This is a genomic window from Cellulosimicrobium sp. 72-3 (assembly GCF_013127315.1).
Lineage (GTDB): Bacteria > Actinomycetota > Actinomycetes > Actinomycetales > Cellulomonadaceae > Cellulosimicrobium > Cellulosimicrobium funkei.
In genome coordinates, this window is record NZ_CP053419.1 from 2,909,726 (window position 1) to 2,934,169 (window position 24,444).

General features: G+C 75.0%; 18 protein-coding genes. 6 read left to right on the forward strand and 12 right to left on the reverse strand.

The window, feature by feature from the left end:
• Positions 1-10 precede the first annotated feature (10 nt).
• Complete coding sequence (locus tag HKK73_RS13140; protein ID WP_171468172.1) at positions 11-910, forward strand: dihydrodipicolinate synthase family protein; 900 nt, start codon at positions 11-13, stop codon at positions 908-910.
• Between the two features lie 4 nt (positions 911-914).
• Here the strand turns inward: HKK73_RS13140 and HKK73_RS13145 are convergent, their stop codons facing one another.
• The 3 genes from HKK73_RS13145 to HKK73_RS13155 form a co-directional block, all read right to left on the reverse strand.
• Positions 915-2,021 carry a hypothetical protein gene (locus tag HKK73_RS13145; RefSeq protein ID WP_171468173.1) on the reverse strand — a complete coding sequence of 369 codons (1,107 nt, stop codon included), beginning with the start codon at positions 2,019-2,021 and terminating at the stop codon, positions 915-917.
• A gap of 34 nt (positions 2,022-2,055) precedes the next feature.
• Positions 2,056-4,503, reverse strand: a complete 2,448-nt coding sequence (ligA, locus tag HKK73_RS13150) for an NAD-dependent DNA ligase LigA (protein ID WP_371810553.1) — start codon at positions 4,501-4,503, stop codon at positions 2,056-2,058.
• A 61-nt stretch (positions 4,504-4,564) separates the two neighbouring features.
• A complete protein-coding gene (locus HKK73_RS13155) occupies positions 4,565-5,146 on the reverse strand; it encodes a M15 family metallopeptidase (protein WP_082774698.1) in 582 nt (193 codons plus the stop codon).
• 195 nt (positions 5,147-5,341) lie between these two features.
• Here HKK73_RS13155 and HKK73_RS13160 point away from each other — a divergent pair, with 195 nt between their 5' ends.
• The gene (locus HKK73_RS13160) at positions 5,342-6,565 is read left to right on the forward strand and encodes a sensor histidine kinase (protein WP_168946063.1); all 1,224 of its coding nucleotides are present in this window, start codon (positions 5,342-5,344) and stop codon (positions 6,563-6,565) included.
• Complete coding sequence (locus tag HKK73_RS13165; protein WP_256380353.1) at positions 6,562-7,287, forward strand: response regulator transcription factor; 726 nt, start codon at positions 6,562-6,564, stop codon at positions 7,285-7,287. Before HKK73_RS13160 ends, HKK73_RS13165 begins: the two co-directional genes overlap by 4 nt.
• A 6-nt stretch (positions 7,288-7,293) precedes the next feature.
• Here HKK73_RS13165 and HKK73_RS13170 read toward each other — a convergent pair whose 3' ends face one another.
• The 3 genes from HKK73_RS13170 to adhE form a co-directional block, all read right to left on the reverse strand.
• Entirely contained in the window at positions 7,294-7,683 is a 390-nt protein-coding gene (locus HKK73_RS13170; protein ID WP_128082891.1) for a hypothetical protein, read from the reverse strand.
• Between the two features lie 64 nt (positions 7,684-7,747).
• Entirely contained in the window at positions 7,748-7,969 is a 222-nt protein-coding gene (locus HKK73_RS13175) for a helix-turn-helix domain-containing protein (RefSeq protein WP_031315411.1), read from the reverse strand.
• 216 nt (positions 7,970-8,185) lie between these two features.
• Positions 8,186-10,930: a bifunctional acetaldehyde-CoA/alcohol dehydrogenase gene (gene adhE / locus HKK73_RS13180; RefSeq protein WP_171468174.1), complete on the reverse strand. Its 2,745-nt coding sequence runs from the start codon at positions 10,928-10,930 to the stop codon at positions 8,186-8,188.
• Between the two features lie 206 nt (positions 10,931-11,136).
• Here adhE and HKK73_RS13185 point away from each other — a divergent pair, with 206 nt between their 5' ends.
• Positions 11,137-13,359 carry a prolyl oligopeptidase family protein gene (locus HKK73_RS13185; protein WP_043656201.1) on the forward strand — a complete coding sequence of 741 codons (2,223 nt, stop codon included), beginning with the start codon at positions 11,137-11,139 and terminating at the stop codon, positions 13,357-13,359.
• Between the two features lie 93 nt (positions 13,360-13,452).
• Here HKK73_RS13185 and HKK73_RS13190 read toward each other — a convergent pair whose 3' ends face one another.
• From HKK73_RS13190 to HKK73_RS13200, 3 genes are all read right to left on the reverse strand, one after another.
• Positions 13,453-15,930, reverse strand: coding sequence for a glycoside hydrolase family 65 protein (locus HKK73_RS13190; RefSeq protein WP_171468175.1), 2,478 nt, complete (start codon positions 15,928-15,930; stop codon positions 13,453-13,455).
• Positions 15,927-16,715 carry an HAD family phosphatase gene (locus HKK73_RS13195; RefSeq protein WP_051876909.1) on the reverse strand — a complete coding sequence of 263 codons (789 nt, stop codon included), beginning with the start codon at positions 16,713-16,715 and terminating at the stop codon, positions 15,927-15,929. Before HKK73_RS13195 ends, HKK73_RS13190 begins: the two co-directional genes overlap by 4 nt.
• Before the next feature lie 168 nt (positions 16,716-16,883).
• The gene (locus HKK73_RS13200; protein ID WP_171468176.1) at positions 16,884-17,936 is read right to left on the reverse strand and encodes a hypothetical protein; all 1,053 of its coding nucleotides are present in this window, start codon (positions 17,934-17,936) and stop codon (positions 16,884-16,886) included.
• 158 nt (positions 17,937-18,094) lie between these two features.
• On the opposite strand from HKK73_RS13200, the gene HKK73_RS13205 reads away from it, so the two are divergent.
• Positions 18,095-18,523 carry an ester cyclase gene (locus HKK73_RS13205; RefSeq protein WP_085387582.1) on the forward strand — a complete coding sequence of 143 codons (429 nt, stop codon included), beginning with the start codon at positions 18,095-18,097 and terminating at the stop codon, positions 18,521-18,523.
• On the opposite strand, the gene mnmA is transcribed toward HKK73_RS13205, so the two are convergent.
• On the reverse strand, positions 18,496-19,683 hold the full coding sequence (mnmA, locus tag HKK73_RS13210) for a tRNA 2-thiouridine(34) synthase MnmA (protein WP_144722676.1): 1,188 nt from the start codon (positions 19,681-19,683) through the stop codon (positions 18,496-18,498). The two genes, HKK73_RS13205 and mnmA, sit on opposite strands and share 28 nt — an antisense overlap.
• Positions 19,680-20,912: a cysteine desulfurase family protein gene (locus HKK73_RS13215; RefSeq protein WP_171468769.1), complete on the reverse strand. Its 1,233-nt coding sequence runs from the start codon at positions 20,910-20,912 to the stop codon at positions 19,680-19,682. Before HKK73_RS13215 ends, mnmA begins: the two co-directional genes overlap by 4 nt.
• A gap of 290 nt (positions 20,913-21,202) precedes the next feature.
• On the opposite strand from HKK73_RS13215, the gene HKK73_RS13220 reads away from it, so the two are divergent.
• Positions 21,203-22,249 carry an aminoglycoside phosphotransferase family protein gene (locus HKK73_RS13220; RefSeq protein ID WP_085387580.1) on the forward strand — a complete coding sequence of 349 codons (1,047 nt, stop codon included), beginning with the start codon at positions 21,203-21,205 and terminating at the stop codon, positions 22,247-22,249.
• Between the two features lie 60 nt (positions 22,250-22,309).
• On the opposite strand, the gene HKK73_RS13225 is transcribed toward HKK73_RS13220, so the two are convergent.
• A complete protein-coding gene (locus HKK73_RS13225; RefSeq protein WP_144722677.1) occupies positions 22,310-24,442 on the reverse strand; it encodes a PhoX family phosphatase in 2,133 nt (710 codons plus the stop codon).
• Positions 24,443-24,444: the final 2 nt, after the last annotated feature.

Genomic DNA, 24,444 nt, shown 5'->3' on the forward strand with positions numbered 1-24,444 from the left:
GCCCGCGCGCATGACCGCCTTCCGCGGCCTGCTCGCCTACCCGATCACCCCGCTCACCGACGACGACGCCCCCGACCTCGAGGCTCTCGGCCGGCTGGTCCGGGACGCCGTCGGGGCCGGGGTCGACGGCGTCGTGGTGCTCGCGTCGTCGGGCGCCGGGGTCACGTTCGACCCGGACGAGCGCGACGCCGTCGTGCGGGCGGCCGTGGCGGCGGGGTCGACGGGCGCCACGGCCGTGCCCGTCCACGTCGCCGTCAGCGGCGCGTCGACGCGCGACGTCCTCGCACGGGCCCGTGCCGCGCGCGACGCGAGCGCCGACGGGCTCGTCCTCGCGCCGTTCTCCTACCTCCCGCTCGACGAGGCGGAGGTCGTGGCGCTGTTCGAGGCGGTCGCGGCGGCCGTCGACCTGCCGGTGTGCTTCTACAACCGCAGCGTCCAGACCGCGTACGACCTCACGCCGGGCGCCCTGGCGCACCTCGCCCGCACGACGAACGTCGTCGCGGTCAAGGACGCGGCGTCCACGCCTGCGCGACCCGGAGGGCGGGTCGCGGAGCTGCGGGCCGCGACCGACGGCCTCGGGGTGAGCGTCGGGCTGAGCGGCGACGTCCCCCTCGTGCGCGGCGCCGAGCCGGCCGACGCCTGGCACACCGGGCTCGCCGCGCTCGTCCCCGCGGAGTACGTCGCGCTCCGTCGCGCCCGCACCGCGGGCACGGTGCCCGACGCGCGGGTCGCCCGCTGGCTGCACGACCTGACCGCCGTGCTCGCCGACCTGCGCCCGTTGAGCGGGTTCCACGCCCTCGCCACCCTGCTCGGCGTGCCGACCGCTCCCCCGCGCGGGCCGTCGCTCCCCGTCCCGCCCGACGGCGTCGCGCGGCTGCGCGAGGTCGTCGCCCGGCGGCCCCGGGGCTGAGCCGTCAGACCGCCGCGAGCACCGCGGCGTGCAGGTCGAGCAGGCCGGTGGTGCGCTCGCTCGGGCCGCGGCCGAAGCCGCACTCCGTCCCGACGCCGACCGGGCGGTCGCCGAGCACCGACGCCGCCGCGGCGAGGCGGCGGCGTGCGCCCTCGACACCGTCCTCGTGGTGCAGGAGCCCGAGGTAGAGCTCGGTCGCCGGGTCCAGGCGCAGGTCCGCCAGCGGCGCGACGTACGCGACGTCGTCGCGCGCTATCGGGACGGGCAGGTGGACCCACTGGACCGGCCGGTCGAGGTGCTCCACGAGGGCGTTCGCGACGTGGACGAGGTTCGCGGTGTCCGTCGGCTCGACGAAGTGCTTCTCCGCGACGTCGCCGTAGCAGAGGTGGAACCCCAGCTCGGCCCCGGCGGGCACGTGCCGCGCGAACGCCGCGGCCCGGCGCGCGCACCCCGCGACGACGTCCTCGTCTCCCCCAGCCTCGGCGTCGAACCACGCGCGCGCGGCCCCGCCGCCGAGGTTCGCGCCCTCGACGAACGCGAACTCGGTCGCGAGGTCGACCTGGACCGCGAGGTCCTCCGCGGGGATCGCGGCGGTGATCGCCTCGAGCTCGCGGACGAGCGCGGCCTCGTACGCCGGGTGCACCGCTGCGCGGTCCTGGGGCGCGACGAACGCCGTCACCGGCGCGAGCGGCGAGGGCAGGCACACCTGGAAGCGGGCCCCGGCCGGGAGGGCGCCCTCCTCGCGCAGCGCGACGAAGTCGGCGTACGAGGCGAGGGCCGCGTCGGCGTAGCCGAGCGGGCCGAACCGCAGGTCCGCCGCGTCGACGGAGCCGTCGAGGACGTGCGGGCGCACGTCGAACCCCGCGACGACGACCGGGTCCACCGGGACGCGCGCGAGGCCGTCGACGGCGGAGAACCGCTCACCCTGGAAGAGGATCCAGTGGAACCGCTCGCCGACCTCCCCGTCGGGGACGCGGCGCACGTGGTCGCCGAGGTGCTCCCCCACCGCACGGAAGGTCTCGCGCGCGGTCGGCAGGTTCACGGAGCCCACGAGGTGGGCGCCGCGCAGGGTCGGGAGGGTACGGGACGGGGCGGTGGTGGCGTCGAGCACCGGAGCATCGTAGGCGCCCGGCCCGACGCGCGGCTCAGCCGTCCGCGCCGGGCTCTGCCCCGCCGTCCGTGGCCGGGGCATCGCCCGCGTCGTCCGACGCCGGGCCCGCACCGAGGCGGTCGGCCACGGCGTCGGGCCCTCCGGCGAGGAGCGCGACGAAGCCCTCCTCGTCGAGGATCGGCAGCCCGAGGTCGCGCGCCTTGGTCTCCTTGGAGCCGGCGCTCGCCCCGACGACGACGTAGTCCGTCTTCTTCGAGACCGACCCGGACGCCTTGCCGCCCGCCGCGATGACGGCCTCCTTGGCGCCGTCGCGGCTGAACCCCTCGAGCGACCCCGTCACGACGACCGTCAGCCCGGCGAGCGGACCGGTCGGCTCCTGGCGCGCGCCGGGGCCGGGGTGGTCGGGGATCTCGAAGCGCACCCCGGCCGCCCGCCAGCGGTCGACGATCTCGACGTGCCAGCCGACGGTGAACCACTCGACGACCTGGTCGGCGATCACGGGCCCGACGCCCTCGACCGCGGCGAGCTCGTCGCGCGTCGCGGCCCGGATCGCGTCGAGCGAGCCGAACCAGTCCGCGAGGGCACGCGCCGCGACCGGGCCCACGTGCCGGATGTTCAGGCTGACGAGGATGCGCCAGAGGTCCTTCGTCTTCGCGAGCTCGAGCTCCTCCACGAGCTTCGTCGCGTTGGTCGACGCCTCGAAGAGCGGCTCCCCCGCCTCGATCGCCTCACGCTCCGCGGCCTTCGACAGCTTGCGCTTCTTCCGGAACGGCCACACGGACTTGACGGTCGCGGTCGAGCCGTCGGGCATGGTGATCTCGGCCGGCTCGCCCGTGCCGTCGTACTCGCGCGGCAGCCCGGTCTCGGAGTCGCGCACGACGACCCGGATCGGGACGAGCTGCTCGACGCTCAGCTCGAACAGCCCGGCCTCCGTGCGCAGCGGCGGCTCGGCCGGCTCGAGCGGCTGCGTGAGCGCGGCCGCCGTCACCTCGCCGAGCACCTCGACGTCGAGCCCCCCGCGCGAACCGATGTGCTCGACGCGGCCGCGCACCTGGGCGGGGCACGACTCGGCGTTGGGGCAGCGCAGGTCGACGTCGCCCTCCTTCATGGGCCGCAGCGGGGTGCCGCACTCCGGGCAGTCCGCGGGCATGACGAAGTCCTCGCGCGGGTAGCCGTCGTCCGCGAGCGCCGCGACCGGGCCCAGGATCTCGGGGATGACGTCGCCCGCCTTGCGCAGCACGACCATGTCGCCGATGCGCACGCCCTTCGCGCGGACGACGTCCTGGTTGTGCAGGGTCGCCTGGCGCACCGTGCTGCCCGCGACCTTGACCGGCTCCATGACGGCGTACGGGGTCGCGCGGCCCGTGCGGCCGACACCGACCTGGATCGCGAGGAGGCGCGTGTTGACCTCCTCGGGCGGGTACTTGTAGGCGATGGCCCACCGGGGCGCGCGGCTCGTGGCGCCGAGCCGCCTCTGGAGCGCGAGCTCGTCGACCTTGACGACGATCCCGTCGAGCTCGTGCTCGATGTCGTGCCGGTGCTCGCCGAAGTAGGCGATGCGCTCCATGACCTCGTCGAGGCCGTGCACGACCCGGTTGTGCGGCGACACCGGCACGCCCCACTGCTCGAACAGGGCGTAGGCGTCGGACTGCCGCGCGAGCTCGGCGTGCTCGCCGGCCTCCCACTGGAGCGCGCCGACGCCGTGCGCGTACATGCGCAGGTTGCGGCTCGCGGTGACGGCCGGGTCCTTCTGGCGCAGCGACCCGGCCGCGGTGTTGCGCGGGTTCGCGTACGGCGCCTGGCCCGCGGCGACGAGCTTCTCGTTGAGCGCGGCGAAGTCCGCGACACCCATGAACACCTCGCCGCGGATCTCGATGACGTCGGGGTGCGTCGCGGGGTCGCCGGCGAGGCGCTGCGGGATGCTCGGGATCGTCCGCACGTTGGCGGACACGTCCTCGCCCGTGCGCCCGTCGCCGCGCGTGGCGGCCCGCACCAGACGGCCCTTCTCGTAGAGCAGCGCGATCGCGAGGCCGTCGATCTTGACCTCGCACAGGTAGTCCACCTCGGCGTCCGCGGCCACGCCCAGGTCGCGGTGCACGCGTGCAGCCCACGCGGCGAGGTCCTCGGCGCTGAAGGCGTTGTCGAGCGAGAGCATGGGCTCGAGGTGCTGGACGGTCGCGAAGCCGGCCGCGGCCCGGCCGCCCACGCGCTGCGTCGGTGACTCGGGCGTCTGGAGGGCGGGGTGCGCGGCCTCGAGCGCCTGCAGCTCGTGCATCCGCGCGTCGTACTCCGCGTCGGACGAGACCGGCTGGTCCTCCTCGTAGTAGGCCCGCTGGTCGGCCTCGACCTGGGCGACGAGCTCGGCCCAGCGCCGCTGCGCCGCGGCTTCGTCGAGCTCGGCGGCGGACGACGCCGCGGGCACGTCCTCGTCCGTCGGGGTCGGGGGGGTCGGCGCTGACGTCGCGGGGGTGCTCTCGCTCACCCGCACATCATCGCGCGGACCGCCCACATCCGCCGCCCCCGGACCGCACCCCGGCGGGCCCTCACCCCCAGCCGTGCGAGGCGTCCTCGTGCATCGGCGGGCACGTCCCGCCCGGCTCCGTCGCGGCCTCGAAGTGCCACATCTCGTTCGCGTACGTGCGGCACAGGCCGAACCGGGGGCCGTGCTCGCCGAGCCACAGCGCGCCGTCCGTCGGCCCGACGTCGATCGCGAGGCCCGCGACGTGCTCGGAGGTCTCGGGCGGGAGCACCCACCGGTGGGCCTCCTCGGGCGACCCGTAGCGCTCGAGCGCCGCCTCGACGAGCTGCTCCTGCTCCGCCGCGGTGCGCCACCCCGAGGTGAGCGTCAGCTCGACCCCCTCGGCGTCTGCGGCGGCCCGCGCCTCGTCGAAGCGCCGCTCGAGCTCGGGGTCCAGCCCGGTCGCGGTCTGGGGGCGCAACGTGGGCGACGGGTCGGCGACGGCGTCGCCGTCGTGCGTCGTCACGGTGAGGTACGTGAGCGCGCCTGCCACGCCGAGCGCGCCGACGGCGAGGACGCCGAGCACGGTCCGGGCGACGCGCCGCGGGCCGCGAGGGCCCGGGACGTGGCGGGCGGGCGGGGTGGGGCGCAGGGGTGTCGTGGTCATGGGACGAGGCTCGCCCGCGGGGACCTCGCGCCACATCGACCCGACGGCGACTCCTCGACCCCGCCGTGCGGTGCACCCGGGCGGGGAGCGTCCGCCCCCGGCCCGACGTCGTTCCGCCCTGGGGCGGAGGCCGCACGGGCCGGGTTCCCACCCGGGGCGGTGCCGCGCACGACCCGCCCCGGCTACCGTGGACGCGTGCCCCCGACGACCCGCCTGCCCGTGTGGGCGCAGGACCTCGCGACCGCGCTCGTCGCGGGCGCCGTGTGGTTCACCGTGGTCATGGTCATGGAGCGCGGCGACTACTGGTACCCGCGCTTCCCCGACTCGTACCGGGTCGCCGGGCTGGGGATCGTGCTCGCGCTCGCGCTGCGGCGCGTCGCGCCCGGCCCGCTGTTCTGGGGCACCGTCACGCTCTACCCGCTCGCGATCCCCTGGATCATGCAGACCCCGTTCGAGCTCGTGCCGCTCATGATCGCGGCCTTCGCGGCGACCCGGTCCGGGGCGGTGCCGCCGGTCCTGGCGACCGTCGGCGCCGGCCTCGCGGCGTTCGCGCTGCAGCTCGCGGGGCGCCCGGGCCTCGTCCTGCCGCCCCGGCCCTTCTTCGTCGAGGAGCTCTGGGTCGCGAACTCCCCCTCCGACGTCGTCCTCGCGCTCGCCCTCGTGCTGGTCGCGGTCGCCGCCGGGTACTTCTTTCGCCGCCTCGCCCTCACGTCCGAGAGCCTGCGCGAGCGCAACGCGGAGCTCCAGGCGCTCCAGGCCGAGCTCGCGGAGCGCGCCGTGCTCGCCGAGCGCACGCGGATCGCGCGCGAGCTGCACGACGTCGTCGCGCACCACATGTCGGCGATCGTCGTGCGCGCCCAGGCGGCGGACCGCGTCGCGGCGAACCGCCCGGACGCGCCGGCCGAGGCCGTGCGGTGGATCGCCGACGAGGGCAAGCAGGCGCTCACCGCGATGCGGTCCGTCGTGCAGGTGCTGCGCCGCGGCACCGAGGCCGACGGCGGCACCGCGGCCCTCGCCCCGACGCCCGACGGCGACCGGGCTGCGGACGAGCTGCGCGCGGCCGCCCGCCGCCTGCGCGACGCCGGGCGCGCCGTCGACCTCACGCTCCCCGACCCGTGGCCCGCGACGAGCGCCGAGTCCGGCCTCGCCGTCGTCCGCATCGCCCAGGAGGCCCTGACCAACGTGCTGCTGCACTCCCTCGCCCACGACGTGACCGTGACGCTGACCGACCGTGCGGGCGACCTGCGCCTGCGCGTCCACGACGCCGGACCGCCGCTGCCGAGCACCGACGGGCGGCAGGGCCACGGCCTGACCTCCATGCGCGAGCGGGCGCTCGCGGCCGGGGGCGCGCTGTCCGCCGGGCCGGACGGGCGCGGGGGTTGGACGGTCGAGGCGCGAGTCCCGCGGGCCGCGGCGTGAGCGCCCCCGGCACGGGCACGACGCCGGTCCGCGTCGTCGTCGTGGACGACCAGGCGACCATCCGGCTGGGCCTGCGCATGATCCTCGACAACGAGCCGGACGTGACGGTCGTCGGCGAGGCCGGGGACGGGGAGACGGCGGTCGCCATGGCGCGCGCCCTGCGCCCCGACGTCCTGCTCATGGACGTGCGCATGCCCCGGCTGAACGGCATCGAGGCGACCGCGCGCATCGTGGCCGACCCCGAGCTCGCGGCGGTGCGTACGCTCGTCCTCACGACGTTCGACGACGACGAGTACGTCTACGGCGCGCTGCGCGCGGGCGCCGCCGGGTTCCTCCTCAAGGACGCGGACCCGCAGTCGCTCGTCGACGCCGTGCACCGCGTCCACGCAGGCGACTCCCTGCTCGACCCGGCGGTCACGGGCCGCATCATCTCGACCTACGTCGAGCTCGCCCGGCAGGCGCCGCTCGCGGCATCCGACGCCGTCGAGACCGGGTCCGCGGTCACCGGGCTCGACGCGGCGACCCCGCGCGAGCGCGAGGTGCTCCTCGCGGTCGCGCGCGGCCTGTCGAACCGCGAGATCGGGGCGGAGCTGCACCTCACCGAGGCGACCGTGAAGAGCCACGTGCGGTCGCTGCTCACCAAGGTCGGGCTGACGAACCGGGTGCAGCTGGTGATCCTCGCGTACGAGGCCGGGTTCGTGCGGCCGGGCGGCACGGCCTGAGCCGGCTCACGCCTCCGGGGGCAGGCCCTCGACCGCGTGCCCGAACGCCTCGACGATGCGCCACATGTCGCCGAGCAGCACCTCGAGACGCTGCTCGAACCCGTCGCCCACGTAGACCCACGTGTCGTGCGACCCGTCCCTGCGGTGGAGCGACACCACGAGCTCCGACGCCGACCGCTCGTCCCGGTGCACGCCGTCCGGCGACGCGTGCGCCGCGAGGGTCGTGGCGGGCACCGTGAGCTCCGGGCCGAGGTGCTTGCGGTCGTGCGGGTGGTCGCCCTCCTCGTGGACGGCCACGCACCACGGCGGGCAGTCGTCCACCTGCCAGGACGGCCTCCCGAGCGGCGAAGCCCACACTGCTGATCCCCCTGTCGTGCTGTCGAGCACGTCGGTCATGCCGATCACCTCCCCGGCGACGGGACCATGATGCCGGGGGCGTCCGACACGCCGGACCGCGCCGTTACGAAGGCGGTGGACGGAGGAGCGAGACGGGGTCGACGTCGAGCCGCTCGGCGAGCTTCTCGACCGAGCGGAGGGTCAGGTTGCGCTCCCCGCGCTCGACCCCGCCCATGTAGGTCCGGTGGACGCCGAGGAACTCGGCGAAGTCCTCCTGGCTCATCCCGCGGCCGACCCGGAGGGTCCGCAGGTTCTCACCCAGCGCGCGCTGCAGATCTCCTTGCACGCGTGCAACCGTCACCCAGCGCTACTCCTCGGTCTACAGACTTATCGGTATCACCCCGTTCTCGAACGACCCCCTCCCCCCGCTCCGCGAGGGGCGCCCGCGCCACGCGTGCTACTCATAGATAGCACATCGCGGGCCCTCCCGTCACACGACGGAGCCCGACGGCGGAAGGGGACTCGCGCCGTCGGGCTCCGGGTTTCGTGGGGCCGGGAAGGGTCAGCCGGCCGCCACGCTCCCGGCAGGCGGGGTCGCCGCCTGCCCGTCCTCGGTGCTCGCGCCCTCGTGGGCCGCGAGACGCTCTGCCCGCACGACCTCGCGGCTGCTGCCGCGGTAGGCCGCGACGAGGATGTCGCGCATGTCCTCCAGGACCGGCATCCGCGGGTTCGCCGGGGCGCACTGGTCCTCGAACGACCGGAGCGCGAGGTCGTCCAGGCGGCTCATGAACGCCCGCTCGTCGACGCCCTGCGCGGCGAACGTGGCCTCGATGCCCACCTTGGCGCGCAGCTCCTCGACCGCCCTCGCGTACGACTCGACGCCCTCCTCCGGGGTGGAGGCCGGCAGCCCGAGGTGCTTCGCGATCTCCTGGAACCGCTCCGGGGCCACGTAGCGCTCGTACTTGGGCCAGCTCGTGAGCTTCGTGGGCACCTGGCCGTTGTAGCGGATCACGTGCGGCAGGAGCACCGCGTTGGTGCGCCCGTGCACGAGGTGGAAGGTCGAGCCCACGGTGTGCGCCATGGCGTGCACGATGCCGAGCATCGCCGAGCCGAACGCCATGCCCGCGATGGTCGCCGCGTTGTGCATCTTCTCGCGGGCCTTCGGGGCCGCCGCGCCCTGCGTGACCGAGTCCTCGATGTGCTCGAAGACCATCTTGATCGCCTGCAGGCACAGCCCGTCGGTGAAGTCGTTCGCGTAGACGGAGACGAACGCCTCGGTCGCGTGCGTGAGGGCGTCGAAGCCCGAGTCGGCGGCGAGCTTCGCCGGCATGGTGTCCGTGAGCACGGGGTCGACGATGGCGACGGTCGGGGTGAGCGCGTAGTCCGCGAGCGGGTACTTGAAGCCCGTCTCCGGGTCGGTGATGACCGCGAACGGCGTCACCTCCGCGCCGGTGCCCGACGACGTCGGGATGCACACGAGCTTCGCCCGGCCCCCGAGCTCCGGGAACTTGTACGCGCGCTTGCGCACGTCGAAGAACTTCTCCCGCATGTCGGAGAACTCGATCTCCGGATGCTCGTACCGCAGCCACATGACCTTGGCGGCGTCCATCGGCGACCCGCCGCCGATCGCGATGATCGTGTCGGGCTCGAAGTCGCGCATCGACTCGGCGCCGCGGTTCACGGTGCCGACGCTCGGCTCCGGCTCGACCGCGTCGATGATCTGGATCGCGACCTTCTCCTCGCGGCGGGCGAGGACGTCGAGCACGCGGTCGACGACGCCGATGCGGCTCATGACCTTGTCGGTGACGATCGTGACGCGGTGCACGTCGCGCATCTGCGCGAGGTACTGGATCGAGTTCGGCTCGAAGTACGTCTTGGCGGGCACCTTGAACCACTGCATGTTGTTGTTGCGCCGCCCGATCCGCTTGACGTTGATGAGGTTGACCGCCGACACGTTGTTCGACACCGAGTTCGCGCCGTAGCTGCCGCAGCCCAGCGTGAGCGACGGGAGCAGCGCGTTGTAGATGTCGCCGATGCCGCCGAGCGACGTCGGGCTGTTCCACAGCACGCGCACGGCCTTCACGCGCGACCCGTACCGCTCGACGAGCGCCTCGTCGGACGTGTGGATCGCGGCCGAGTGGCCCAGGCCGTCGAGCTCGACCATGCGCTCCGCGAGGCGGACGCCGTGCTCGGTGTCGCGCGCCCGCAGGACGGCCAGGACGGGCGTGAGCTTCTCGCGGCTCAGCGGCTCGCCGGGGCCGACGTCGTCGATCTCCGCGAGGATGATCGACGTGTCGTCGGGGACCTCGAACCCGGCCTCGCGCGCGATCCACACCGGCGACTTGCCCACGACCTTCGGGTTGAGCTTCGCCCCGGCGCAGTTCGTGCCGTTCGCCTCGACCCCGAAGATGAGGCGCTCGAGCATCGCCTTCTCGGCGGGCGTCACCCGGTAGGCGTGCAGGCGGGCGAGCTCGCGCATCGCGTCGTCGTAGATCGCGTCGTCGAGGATGAGCGCCTGCTCCGAGGCGCACACCATGCCGTTGTCGAACGCCTTCGACATGACCACGTCGTTGATCGCGCGGCCGAGGTCGGCGCTCTTCTCGACGTAGGCCGGGACGTTCCCCGCGCCGACGCCGAGGGCGGGCTTGCCGGCCGAGTAGGCCGCGCGGACCATGCCGTTGCCGCCCGTCGCGAGGATGAGCGCGACACCCGGGTGGTGCATGAGCGTGCTGGTCGCCTCGATCGACGGGTGCTCGACCCACTGGATGCAGTCGTCGGGCGCGCCGGCCGCGACCGCGGCGTCGCGCACGATGCGGGCCGCCTCGACCGACGAGCGCTGCGCGCTCGGGTGGAACGCGAACACCACGGGGTTGCGCGTCTTGAGCGCGATGAGCGACTTGAAGATCGTGGTCGACGTCGGGTTCGTCACCGGCGTCACGGCGCACACGACGCCGACGGGCTCGGCGATCTCGACGACGCCCGTGAGCTCGTCGCGGCCGATGACCCCGACCGTCTTGAGGTTCGCCATCGAGTTGGGCACGTGCTCGCACGCGAAGATGTTCTTCGTCGCCTTGTCCTCGAAGACGCCGCGCCCGGTCTCGGCGACGGCCATCTGCGCGAGGTGGCCGTGCTGGTGCAGGCCGGCGACGGACGCCTTGAGGACGATCCGGTCGACGTCCTCCTGCGTGAGGCTCATGTACTGGTCGAGCGCCTTGCGGGCCCGCTCGACGAGGACGTCGATCTCGTGCGTCGTGCGGGTGTCCTCGGTGCGGTTCTCGACCTTCGTGCTGGCGCTCTTCGCGCTCATGCGTCCCCTCCGGTGCCCGACCTCGCCGGGCGTCGGCCGCGGGTGTGCCGGGGCCGGGATGCCCCGGCTCCTTCGGCGGTCTCTCTACTTGTGAAGGTTTTCACAAGCCGCGCGTCCCCACAAGGGTCCGGCCCCGATGCGGGCCGAAGGTCCCCGCCTCCTCGTGACCTCCGCACCACGGCCCGCGCGCCGTAGGGTGGGTGACCATGACCGCCGAGCAGACGACGAGCCCCTCGCCCGCGACCGAGAGCCGCGCCGCGACCGACCGACCGGACGGCACCCCCCACGACCCGTACCTCTGGCTCGAGGACGTCGAGGGCGACGAGGCGCTGGCCTGGGTCCGCGCCCGCAACGCCGAGGTCGCCGACACGCTCGAGACCGCCGACGAGTTCGCCGCGACCGAGCGTGCGATCCGCGAGGTGCTCGACTCCGACGCGAAGATCCCCGAGGTCTCGAAGATCGGCGACCGGTACTACAACTTCTGGCGCGACGCGCAGCACGAGCGCGGCGTCTGGCGGCGCACGACGCTCGAGTCCTACCGCACCGACGACCCGGAGTGGGAGACCGTCCTCGACCTCGACGCGCTCGCCGCGGCCGAGGGCGAGTCGTGGGTCTGGCACGGCGCGAGCGTCCTGCGCCCGACGCCGGAGCAGCTCGCCGCGGGCGAGCCCTGGCGGCACGCGCTCGTCGAGCTCTCCCCCGGCGGCTCCGACGCCGACGTCACGCGCGAGTTCGACCTCGTGGAGAAGCTGTTCGTCGCGCCGCAGGACGGCGGCTTCCACCGCGCCGAGGCCAAGGGCTCGCTCGGCTGGATCGACGCCGACACCGTGTACGTCTTCACCGACTTCGGCGAGGGCACGCTCACGCCGTCCGGGTACCCGCGCGTGGTCAAGCGCTGGACGCGCGGCACCCCGCTCGACGCCGCGGTGACCGTCTACGAGGGCACCGACGAGGACATGTACATCTCCGCCTGGCGCTCGCACACGCCCGGGTTCGAGCGCGACTTCGTGCACCGCTCCAAGGCGTTCTACTCCGACGAGCTCTACCTCGCCGAGCGCACCGGCACGCCCGAGCAGCGCCTGACGAAGATCGACGTGCCCGACTCCGCCGAGGTCGGCGTGCGGCGCGAGTGGCTGCTCGTCGAGCTGCGCGACGACTGGACGGTCGGCGGCGCGACGTACCGCGCCGGGTCGCTCCTCGCGGCCCGGTTCGACGACTTCCTCGCGGGCGACCGCGGCTTCACCGTGCTCTTCGAGCCGACGGCGACGACGTCGCTCGCCGGCGCCACGTGGACGCGCCACCACCTCGTCGTCAACGTGCTCGACGACGTGAAGAACCGGCTCCACGTGCTGACGCCGCCGGACGCCGCCGCGCCCGGGGGCGCCGTCGGGCAGGAGGCCGCGGACGCGCCGTGGGTGCGCTCGGAGATCCCGGGCCTGCCCGCGCTGGGCACGGTCGCCGTCGGGGCGGTCGACCCCGTCGACACCGACGACCTCTGGCTCGTCACGACCGACTACCTCACGCCGACGACGCTCTCGCTCCTGTCGCTCGGCGAGCACCCGGGCGACGCGGGCGCGCCCGAGGTCGTCAAGTCCAACCCCGCGTTCTTCGACGCCGACGGCATGACGGTCGCGCAGCACTTCGCCACGTCCGACGACGGCACCCGCGTGCCGTACTTCGTCGTGGGCCGCGCGGACCTCGTCGCGGGGGCGGGCGAGGGCGGCAGCGGAACCGGTACCGCGCCCACGCTCCTGTACGGGTACGGCGGCTTCGAGATCTCGCTCACGCCCGCCTACTCCGGCGCGCTCGGCCGCGCGTGGCTGTCGCAGGGCGGCGTCTACGTCGTCGCGAACATCCGCGGCGGCGGCGAGTACGGGCCCGCGTGGCACCAGGCCGCGCTCAAGGCGAACCGCCACCGCGCCTACGAGGACTTCGCCGCCGTCGCGCGCGACCTCGTCGCCCGCGGGATCACCACGCCCGAGCACCTGGGGATGGAGGGCCGCTCCAACGGCGGCCTGCTCGCCGGCAACATGCTCACGCAGTACCCCGAGCTGTTCGGCGCCGTCATCGTCGGCGTGCCGCTGCTCGACATGCGCCGCTACACGAAGCTCCTCGCGGGGGCGTCGTGGGCCGCGGAGTACGGCGACCCGGACGACCCCGAGCAGTGGGAGTTCATCCGCACGTTCTCGCCGTACCACCTGTTCGACGCCGAGCGCGAGTACCCGCCCGTGCTGTTCACGACGTCGACGAAGGACGACCGCGTCCACCCGGGCCACGCGCGCAAGCTCGCCGCGAAGATGCTCGGCGAGGGCAAGGACGTCACGTACTACGAGAACATCGAGGGCGGCCACGGCGGCGCCGCGAACAACGCCCAGGCCGCGCACATGGCCGCGGTGCACTACCGCTTCCTCGCCGAGCGCCTCGGCTGACCGGGCGCTCCCGCCGGGCCGAGCAGGTGGTCCTGGCGCGTCCGCGAGACCGGACGCGCCAGGACCACCTGGTCGGCGAGGTGCGGGCGGGCCTCAGGAGTGCGGCACCGTCGCGGTGATGAGGGTGCCGTCCTCGCGGCGGTTGCCGGAGAGGGCGCGCAGGCTCGGGCGGCCCGGCCTGACCGGGCCCTGGCCGTCGAGCGCGACGCGCGCGACCTCGCCCGGGACGACCTTCACCTGCTCGCCCCGCACGACGACCTGCGCGCCGTCGCCGGTCTCGGCGTCGAGCTCGATCGCGTCGGGCAGCACGGTGACGCGCAGCCGCGAGCCGCGCCACTGCACGCGGAACGTGAGCGACTCCCACTCCTGGGGCAGGCGCGGGTCGAACGTGAGGTCGCCCTCCGAGTCGCGCATGCCGCCGAACCCGTACGCGAGCGCGGACCACGTGCCGCCCGCGGACGCGACGTGCACGCCGTCGGACGCGTTGGCGTGCAGGTTCGCGAGGTCGACGAAGATCGACGACACGAAGTACTCGAGCGCGAGCTCGTGGTACCCCACCTCGGCCGCGACGATGGACTGCACGACGCCCGAGAGCGTCGAGTCGCCCGTGGTCAACGGGTCGTAGTACTCGAAGTCGGCGAGCTTCTCCTCGGCGCTGAAGTGCTGCCCCTGGAGGAACAGCGCGAGCACGACGTCGGCCTGCTTGAGCACCTGGTAGCGGTAGATGACGAGCGGGTGGTAGTGCAGCAGGAGGGGCCGCTTGTCCTCGGGCGTGTGCGCGAGGTCCCAGATCTCGCGCTCGAGGAAGTGCGAGTCCTGCGGGTGGATGCCGATGCTCTCGGCGTACGGGATCGACATGTGGTCGGCCGCGCGGACCCACTCCGCGGCCTCGTACGCGCCGAGCGAGAGCCGGTCCACGAGACGCGCGTAGTCCTCGGGGTGGTCGGCCTTCATGCGCTCGACGACGTACGCCGCGGCGCGCAGGTTGAAGCGTGCCATGACGTTCGTGAAGAGGTTGTCGTTGACGACGGTCGTGTACTCGTCCGGCCCGGTGACGCCGTGGATGTGGAAGTTGTCGTCGCCGTTGGCACGCCAGAAGCCGAGGTCCTCCCACATGCGCGCCGTCTCGACGAGGATGTCCGCGGCCTCGCGGCGCAGGAAGTCCTCGTCGCCGGTCGCGCGCACGTACTGCACGAGCGCGTAGCTCACGTCGGCGTCGATGTGGTACTGCGCCGTCCCGGCCGCGTAGTAGGCGGACGCCTCCTCGCCGTTGATCGTGCGCCAGGGGAAGAGCGCGCCCTTCTGCGACAGCTCCGCGGCGCGGCGCCGGGCGGCGTCGAGCATCTGGTAGCGGAAGCGCAGCGCGTTGCGCGCGTACCGCGGGCTCGTGTACGTGAGGAACGGCAGGACGTAGATCTCGGTGTCCCAGAAGTAGTGCCCGCTGTACCCGGAGCCGGTGAGGCCCTTCGCGGGGACGCCGTTGCCCTCGGCACGGGCCGTGGCCTGCGCGAGCTGGAACAGGTTCCAGCGCACGGCCTGCTGGACGCCCGGCTGGCCGGGGATCTCGACGTCGGAGCGGGCCCAGAAGTCGTCGAGCCACTCGCGGTGGAGCGCGAGCTGGGCCTCGACGCCGGTCTCGCGCGCCCGGTCGAGCGTGCGCCGGCAGCGGTCGACGAGCTCGCGCGACGGCACGCCGCGCGACGTGTGGTACGCGACGAGCTTGGTGAGCCGGATCGGCCGCCCGGGCTCGGCGTGCACGCGGAACACGTGCTTCGCGAGGTCGTCCTCGGCGAGCGTGCGCACGTCCCACTCGTTCTCGGTCTCGAGCAGGTCGTCGGCCGCGACGGCGAGCGTCATGCCGGAGTTGGTGCAGCGGTAGGACAGCACGAGGCGCTCGTCGTCGCCGAACTGCGTCTGCGGCTGCAGCACGCGCCCGGTGAACTGGTTCGTCTTGCGCGGGTCGAAGCCCTCCCCCAGCGACGCGGACCGCACGTGGTACTCGTCCTGGCCGTCCTGGCGGTTGAGGATCTGGGACGAGATCGCGACGGGCGCGGCCGCGTCGAGGAGCGTGACCTCGAACGTCATGACCGCGAGGTGGCGCTCGACGAACGACACCATGCGCTGCGAGCGGATCTGCACGCGCTTGCCCGACGGCGTGCGCCACAGCAGCTCGCGCCGCAGGACGCCGTCCTGGAGGTCGAGCGAGCGCTCGTAGTCGATGAGGTCCGCGACGGGCAGCAGGAGGGGCTCGTCGTCCACGTAGAGGCGGATGACCTTGGCGTCCGGGACGTTGACGATCGTCTGCCCGACGCGCGCGAAGCCGTACGCCTCCTCCGCGTGCCGGATGGGCCAGGTCTCGTGGAAGCCGTTGACGAACGTGCCGTGCGAGTGGGACTCGCGGCCCTCCTCGACGTTGCCGCGCATGCCGAGGTAGCCGTTCGCGACGGCGAACAGCGTCTCGGTGACGCCCAGGTCCTCCGCGGAGAACTGCGACTCGACGAGCCGCCACGGGTCGGCCGGGAAGCGCAGGCGGTCGACGGTGCCGCGCTCGTCGGCGGTCCGGCGGATCACGCGCCCGCCTCCTCGTCGGCGGGGCCGGTGACGGCGGGACGGGCGACGTCGGCGGTCGCCGCGCGCGGACGGTCGAGGACCGTCGCGTCGAGCTCGCCGAGGTCGGCCACGACGACGTCGGCCCCGTGCGCGAGCAGCGCGTCCGCGCCCACCCCGCGGTCGACGCCGAGCACCAGACCGAACCCGCCGGCCGCGCCGGCCTGCACGCCCGACAGCGCGTCCTCGACCACGACGGCCTCCGCGGCGGGGACGTCCAGCAGCTGCGCCGCGTACAGGTACGTGTCCGGTGCGGGCTTGCCGGCGACGTGCTCGCGCGCCGCGACGTTCCCGTCCACGACGACCGCGAACCGGTGCGTGAGCCCGGCCGCCGCGAGGACGGCGGGCGTGTTGCGCGACGACGACACGACGGCGACCGCCGCGCCCGCCGCGGTCACGGCGTCGAGGAACCGGACCGAGCCCGGGTACGGCGCGATGCCCTCCTCGGCGAACATGCGGTTGACGATCTCGTCCTTGCGGTTGCCGAGCGCGCACACGGTGGACTCCCCCGGCGCGTCCGTGACCTCGCCGCGCGGCAGCGTGACGCCCCGCGACGCGAGGAACGTCGCGACGCCGTCGTACCGGGGCTTCCCGTCGATCGACGCGAAGTAGTCCGCGGCGGTGTACGGGGCGAGGCCGTGCGCGGCGCAGTAGGGCGCGAACAGCCGTTCCCAGGCGCGCATGTGGAGCTCGGCGGTCGGCGTGAGGACGCCGTCGAGGTCGAACAGCACGGCTCGCAGGACGGGCATGGAGATCCTTCGCGGTGGGGGGACGAGGGTCTGCGCCCGGCCGTTCCCGCGCCGTCCGGAGGCCGCGGGACGGCCGTCCGCACGTCGCCGTCGTGACCGTCGCGCGAGGTCAAGCGTACGCACCCGGAGCCGTGCGCGGAAAGCGTTCAGGGCGTGTCCGGGCGACGCTCAGGCGTGCGCCCGCTCGGCCAGCACGTCGGCGACGCGGCCGAGGTTCGCGAGCAGCGCACGGTGCTCGTCGGGCGTGCCGGCGACCCCGCGACCGGGGCCGCCGCCGACGCCGGACCGCGGCGCGCCGAGGAGCGTCACGTCGTCGAGCGCGGGCAGCCCGAGCCCGATGCGCCGCCACGGCACGCTGACGAGGTCGGCGAGCTCGCCCAGCGCCGGCCCCGCGCACTGCGAGACCTTCGCGGGCGGCAGCGCGGCCCAGAGGCGCACGCCGCGCTCGACCGCGCGCGCGACCGTCTCCCAGGACCGCTCGTCCCACGCGCCGAGCGTCAGGCCGACCGCGTCGGCGCCCGCGAGGACGACCGGCGCGACGCCCACCCAGGCGGGGCCCACGTGGACGACCGTCGACGCGGACGCGGCGCGCGCGGCGTCGAGCACCGGGCGCAGCCCGTCCACGAGGTCCGGGCCGGGGACGGCGCGCAGGCGCGAGTAGCCCGAGAACGTGGGCAGCACGCCCGCGCCCACCTGCGCGAGCAGCGGCTCGTCCACCTGCACGACGACGTCCGCCCCCGGGACCTGACGGCGCACCTGCGCGACGTGCTCGGTCGCGCCCGCGGCGAGCGCCTCGACGACCTCGCGCACCGCGCCGCGGTCGGACAACACGCGGTCGCCGCGCGCGAGGTACACCTCGGCGGCGAGCGTCCACGGCCCGGTGACCGTGACGGCGAGCGGCCCCGCGTACCCGGCGCCCGCGATGGTGAGCGCCTCCACGTCCTCGCGCAGGTACGCCTCCGCGCGGCGCAGGTCCGCGCCGCCGTGGTCCGCGAGCTTCCAGCCGTGGGGGCCGAGCTCGACGGGCAGCCCGGGCAGCAGCGCCGCCGTCCGCCCCGTCGCGTCGGCGCCGGGCCCGCGGCCCGGGAGCTGGACGAGGAACGGCACTCCCCGCACGCCCGTCGGCACGGCGGCGAGGTCGCCGAGCACCGTGAGCTGCGCCTCGAGGACGTCCGCGCCCTCTCCGCCGGGCCACGGCCCGAGCCCGCTCACCGCGGTCATGCCGCACCCCCGGGGGCCGCCTCGCGCGGGAGACCGCGCACCTCGTCACGAACCACGTGCCGTCCACCTCTCTCCAGGAGCACACCGGAACACCGAGCCGTGCCGCGACCCCGCCGGGGTCCGGGGGCCGCACGGCCGTCCCGCGGAAGGACCCCGCCATGGGCACGCACGAGAACAAGGCCGCCGCCGTCGCCGTGCACACGCACGCGATCCCGGGCAACCACGCCGACGCCGTCGCGGCGCTGCTCGCGCCGGGCTTCCGCAACCACGACGCGGCACCGGGCGGCGACGGCGGCGACGAGGGCCTCGTCGCGACCATGCACTGGTACGCGGACGCGTTCGAGGACCAGCACGTCGAGGTGCTGCACGCGGTCGCGGAGGGCGACCTCGTGGCGCTGCACGTCGAGCTCAGCGCGCGGCACACCGGCTACTTCCGCGGCGTCGCGCCGACGGGCCGCCGGTTCCGCGTCCGCGAGATGCACGTGCTCCGCTTCGCCGAGGGACGCGCGGCCGAGCACTGGTGCGTGCGCGACGAGTCGGCGCTCGTGCGGGCGCTCGCTCACCCGGCGGCCGTCGGCGTCGGCTGAGCCTCCGGCTCGCGCGGGGCGCCGGAGCCTCGCCCGGCCCGGTACGCCCGGTCGACCGTGCCCTGCCCGAGCACGCGCGTGCCGGCGTAGACGACGAGCGACTGACCGGCCGCGACGCCCCGGAGCGGCGTGCCGGTGAGCTCGACCTCGATCGACCCGTCGGGGACGGCGCGCACGCGCGCGGGGACGGGCGCACCGTGCGCACGCACCTGCACCTCGACGTCGGCCGCCTCGCCCGCGGGCGGGCGCGCGTCGTCGAACCAGACGGCGGACCCCGCCTCGATCCGGTCGACGCTCAGCAGCTCGGCCGGGCCGACGACCACCCGGTTGCTCGCGGGCTGGACGTCGAGCACGTAGCGCGGGCGGCCGTCGGGCGCGGGGCGGTCGATCCCGAGCCCCTTGCGCTGCCCGACCGTGTACGCGTAGGCGCCCTCGTGCTCGCCGAGCACCGTGCCCTCCGCGTCGACGATCTCGCCCGGCCGCGCGCCGAGGCGCGCGCGCAGGAAGCCCTGGGTGTCGCCGTCGGCGACGAAGCAGATGTCGTAGGAGTCGGGCTTCGCGGAGACCGACAGGCCGCGCCGCGCGGCCTCGGCGCGGACCTCGTCCTTGGACGCGAAGCCGCCGAGCGGGAAGACCGCCCGCGCGAGCCGCTCGGGACCCATGACCGCGAGGACGTACGACTGGTCCTTCGCCGCGTTCGGGGAGCGGTGCAGCTCGCGCACCGTGCGCACCCCGTCCGGCGCGGACGCGTCGGGGACCTCGCGCGTCTCGACGCGCGCGTAGTGGCCCGTCGCGACGGCGTCGAACCCGAGCGCCGTCGCCTTGTCCAGCAGCGCCTCGAACTTGATGTGCTCGTTGCAGCGCACGCACGGGTTGGGCGTGCGCCCGGCCTCGTACTCCGCGAGGAAGTCGGCGACCACCGTGTCCTCGAACCGCTCGGAGAGGTCCCACACGTAGTACGGGATGCCGAGCACGTCGGCCGCGCGGCGCGCGTCCCCCGCGTCCTCGATCGAGCAGCACCCGCGCGAGCCGGTGCGGAACTGGTCGCGGTCGCGCGAGAGCGCCATGTGCACGCCGACCACCTCGTGCCCGGCCTCGACCGCGAGCGCCGCGGCGACGGCCGAGTCGACGCCGCCCGACATGGCGGCCAGGACCCTCACGCGGCACCCCCCGTGCGGCTCGTGACGCGCGTGCGCGCCGGGCTCGACGCGAGGCCCGCGGCCCGGGCGCGCTCGACGGCTCGGGGCAGGGCGTCGAGGAGGCGCGCGACGTCGTCGCGCGTCGACGTCACGCCGAGCGAGAAGCGGAGGGCACCCCGCGCGTCCGCCTCGGGGACGCCCATGGCGAGCAGGACGTGCGACGGCTGCGGCACGCCGGCCTGGCACGCCGAGCCGGTCGAGGCCTGCACGCCCGCGGAGTCGAGCAGGTAGAGCAGGGAGTCGCCCTCGGCGCCGGGGAACGTGAAGTGGGCGTTGCCGGGCAGGCGGTCGACGCCGTCGTGCGCGCCGGGCTCGGGCCCGCTGAGGACGGCGTCCGGGACGCGCTCGCGCACGCCCGCGACGAGCTCGTCGCGCAGCGCGGCGAGGTGCGCGGCCCGCTCGGCCCGGCGCCCGACCGCCTCGGTGACCGCGACGCCGAACGCGCGGATCGCGGGGGCGTCGAGCGTCCCCGAGCGCACGCCGCGCTCCTGGCCGCCGCCGTGCAGCACGGGCGTGAGCGGGGCGTCGCGCCGGGCGACGAGCGCGCCGACGCCGACCGGGCCGCCGAGCTTGTGCCCGGAGACGGTCATCGCGTCGAGGCCGCTCGCGGCGAAGTCGACCGGCACCTGCCCGACGGCCTGCACGGCGTCGGAGTGCACCGGGATGCCGTGCGGCCGCACGAGCTGCACGACCTCCGGCACGGGCTGCAGCGTCCCCACCTCGTTGTTGGCCCACATGACGGAGATGAGGGCGATCTCGTCCGCGTGCTCGGCGATCTCGGCGCGCAGGGCGGCGAGGTCCACGCGCCCCTCGGCGTCCACGGGCAGCAGGACGATCTCGGCGCCCGCGTGCTCCGCCATCCAGAACGCGGGGTCGAGCACCGCGTGGTGCTCGACGGCGGACACGACGATGCGCCGCCGGCGCGGGTCGGTGGTGCGCCGGCCCCAGAACAGGCCCTTGACCGCGAGGTTGTCGGCCTCCGTGCCGCCCGCCGTGAAGACGACCTCGCTCGGTCGCGCGCCGAGCGCGGCGGCGACCGACTCGCGCGCCTCCTCGACCGTGCGCCGCGCGGCGCGCCCCGCGGCGTGCAGCGACGACGGGTTGCCCGTGCGGGTGAGCTCGTCGACGAACGCGTCGCGCGCCGCCGGGGACAGCGGCGTCGTGGCGGCGTGGTCGAGGTAGGCCGTCACGGGGACGGGGGTCGGCCCGCCGTGCGCGCCGGGGCGGGCGCCGGTCGCGGGGCCGGGAGCAAGGGTCACGGTCACCCAGTCTACGAACCGCAGGGCCGCGCTCGTGGTCCGAGGGGTGGGCGGCGCTGGACATCCCGGCGGAAAGCGCTAGGTTGTGGGACATCTACGCCCGGCCGTCGCCGGGCGCTCGCCCGATCGCAGGACCGCCGTCGCGCGCCACACGTCGCCGCGGGACGGGAACGTGCCGCGGGCGGGACCGTCCAGCCACCGACAGGGGAAGTGGCCTCTCGATGCCCGACGACGTCGCGCCGCCCGCCGTCGAGGCCGCCGGGGACGTCCCGGTCGCCTCGGGCGGCCGGCGCCTGCTCTGGGCCGACCTGCCGCTCGCGCTGCGCGACGAGCTGGAGGCGGTCGCCGGGGGCAGGGTCGTGCACGAGCGGTCGGTCCCGGCGGGGTTCAGCCCGGGGCTCGCGTCCGTCCTCACGCTCGACGACGGCAGCCGCCTCTTCGTCAAGGCCGCACGGACCGCCGACGAGCCCGTGGCCGCCGACCTGCACCGCGCCGAGGCGAAGGTCGCGACGCGGCTGCCCCGCGCGGTCCCGGCGCCGCGCTTCGCCTGGGGCCACGGCGACGGCGACTGGGTCGCGCTCGCGTACGAGGCGGTCGACGGGCGCTCGCCCGGCACGCCGTGGGACCCGCACGAGCTCGACCGCGTGCTCGCGGCGCTCGTCCGCGTCGCGTCCGTGCCCGGCGCCCGGGCGATGCGCCTGCCGCCGACCGGCCCCGACTTCGCCGACATGGCGACCGGCTGGCGGGCCCTGCGCGCGCACCCCGACCCCGGCCTCGCCACGCTCGTGCCCTGGGCCGCGGCGCACCTCGACGCGCTCGCGGAGGCCGAGCGCGGGGCGCTCGTCGCGTGCGAGGGCGAGTCCTTCGTGCACGGCGACCTGCGCGCCGACAACGTGCTGCTGACCCCGGAGAAGGTGTACCTCGTCGACTGGCCGTACGCGTCGCGCGGCGCCGCGTGGCTCGACCTCGCGATGCTCCTGCCGAGCGTCGTCATGCAGGGCGTCCGGGAGGTGTGCGAGCCCGTCACCGTGAGCGCCGACCCGGCGCGACGCGCGCGCGGGGGCGCCTGGGCGGCTGCGACGTTCGCCGCGCACCCGCTCGGCCAGGACGTGCACCCCACGGACCTGCGCGCCGTCGTCGCGGGGATCGCCGGGTACTTCCTGCACTCCGCGCGGCAGCCCGCGATCCCGACCATCCCTCGCCTGCGACCGTTCCAGCGCGCCCAGGGCGTCGCGGCCGTCGCGTGGCTGGAGCAGCTCGGGCTCTGAGCGCGTGACGGCCCCGGCGCCGTCGTAGCGCCGGGGCCGTCGTGGCGTCGGGGCCGGGCGTCAGTCCTGCCAGACCTGCACGACCGCGGGCCGCGGCCCGGCGAAGGCTCCCGGCGGCACCGGGGCGCCCGGCGTGAGGTAGTCCGGGAAGTGCGACACCTGCGCGTCGAACGTCCCGTCCTCGCCGGGGTGCTGCACCGCGACGTAGACCATGCGGTCCGCCGAGTCCACGACGGGCCCGCACGTCTCGGCGCCGCGCGGCACCGAGAGGAACTGCTCGACGCGCCCGCGCTCGCGGCCGTCGAGCGTGACCTTGAACAGCCCGTCGCACTTCTGGATCGTGCTCGGCTGGCCGTCGGTCGAGATCCACAGGTTGCCCTCGGCGTCGAACGCGAGGTTGTCCGGGCAGGAGATCGGGGAGACCTTCTCCTTCGGGTAGCCCGAGAAGTAGGTGGAGGTGTTCGTCGCGGGGTCGCCCGCGACGAGCAGCAGGTTCCAGCGGAACGTCAGCGACGCGGCGTCGTCTCGGTCCTCGACGATCTCCACGACGTGCCCGTCGCGGTTGGTGTTGCGCGGGTTCGGCTCGGTCGCGGCCTCGGCCGCCGCCGGCCCGCGCGCGGTGTTGTTGGTGCACGCGACGTAGACGCGACCCGTGACCGGGTTGGGCTCGACGTCCTCGGGGCGGTCCATCTTCGTCGCCCCGACCTTGTCGGCCGCGACGCGCGTGTAGACGAGCACCTCCTCGACGGTCATGCCCTCGACCTCGCTGCGCCCGTCGACGACGAGCGGGACCCACTCGCCCCGGCCGTCGAACGCGCCGTCGGACGGCACCGCGCCCGAGCCGTCGATCTCGGACGCCGGCGAGTCGCCGCGGAACCGCGCGACGTACAGCGAGCCCTCGGTGAGCAGCGTCTTGTTGTGGCGACGCGCGCCCTCGCTGTTCCCCGGGCGCATCGTGCGCGACGAGACGAACTTGTACACGTAGTCGAAGCGCTCGTCGTCGCCCATGTACGCGACCGCGTTCCCCCGGCGCGAGAGGATCACGTTGGCGCCCTCGTGCTTGAACCGGCCGAGCGCGGTGTGCTTCACCGGCGGCTCGTCGGGCGCGTACGGGTCGATCTCGACGATCCAGCCGAACCGGTTCGGCTCGTTCTCGTACCCGGGGTTGCGGGCGTCGAACCGCGGGTCGTCGAGCTCCCACCCGTACCCGGTCGCGGCGTCGCGCAGGCCGTAGCGCGCGTCGTGACCCGTGCCCGACGTGCGGAAGTAGCCGTTGTAGTTCTCCTCGCCCGAGAGCACGGTGCCCCACGGGGTCGTGCCGCCCGCGCAGTTGTTGAGCGTGCCGAGCACGCGCGTGCCCGACGGGTCGGCGACCGTCCTGACGAGGTCCGACCCCGCGACGGGCCCGGTGAGGCGGAACTCGGTCGTCAGGTGCACGCGGCGGTTGTACCGGCTGTCGGCCACGTAGTCCCACGGCGTCCCGGTCCGACGACGGCGCACCTCGACGACGGACATGCCGTGCGCCGCGCGCTCGATCGCGCGGCGGGTCGGGGCGTCGTACGAGGCGTCGAACATGATCGCCGGGTTCGTGTACTCGTGGTTCGCGACGAGCAGCCCGCGCGTCCCCCGGCCCGGCCCCTTGCCCGCGCCACGGCCGCCGGCGAGGGCGTGCTGGCGCTCGAACGGCAGGATGTCGAGGTAGTCGTTGTTGTAGCCGAACTGCCGCGCCTGCTGCTCCGGGGTCTGGCGCGAGACGTCGAACGGCGCACCGCCACGCAGGATCGGGTCGCCCCAGCGGATCACCGGGCGCCACCGGTAACCCTCGGGGACGACGAGCGCGTCGCGCGTCGCGGGCTGGGGCGAGATCGCGCCGAACGCGAGGCCCTTCTGCGGGCGGCCCCCGCCGTGGCCGCCGTGCGCCACGACGCCCTGGGCGGCGGCGGACGGCGCGGCGACGGTCTGCGCGCCGAGCACGACGGCCGCGGCTCCCACCGCGAGCCCGCCGAGCAGCGCGCGGCGCGACAGCGCGCCCGCGACCACGTCGCGGAACGTCTCGTTCGCGCTCTCGTTGGGGACCGGGTGCGAGCACGCGTCCGCGCACTTCAGCCGGCAGGTGACGGGGCTGCGCTTGCCGCGCGCGTGCGGCGCGACGGAGAGCAGGGGGCGATGCTCAGGGGCAGGCGTGATCGTCATCG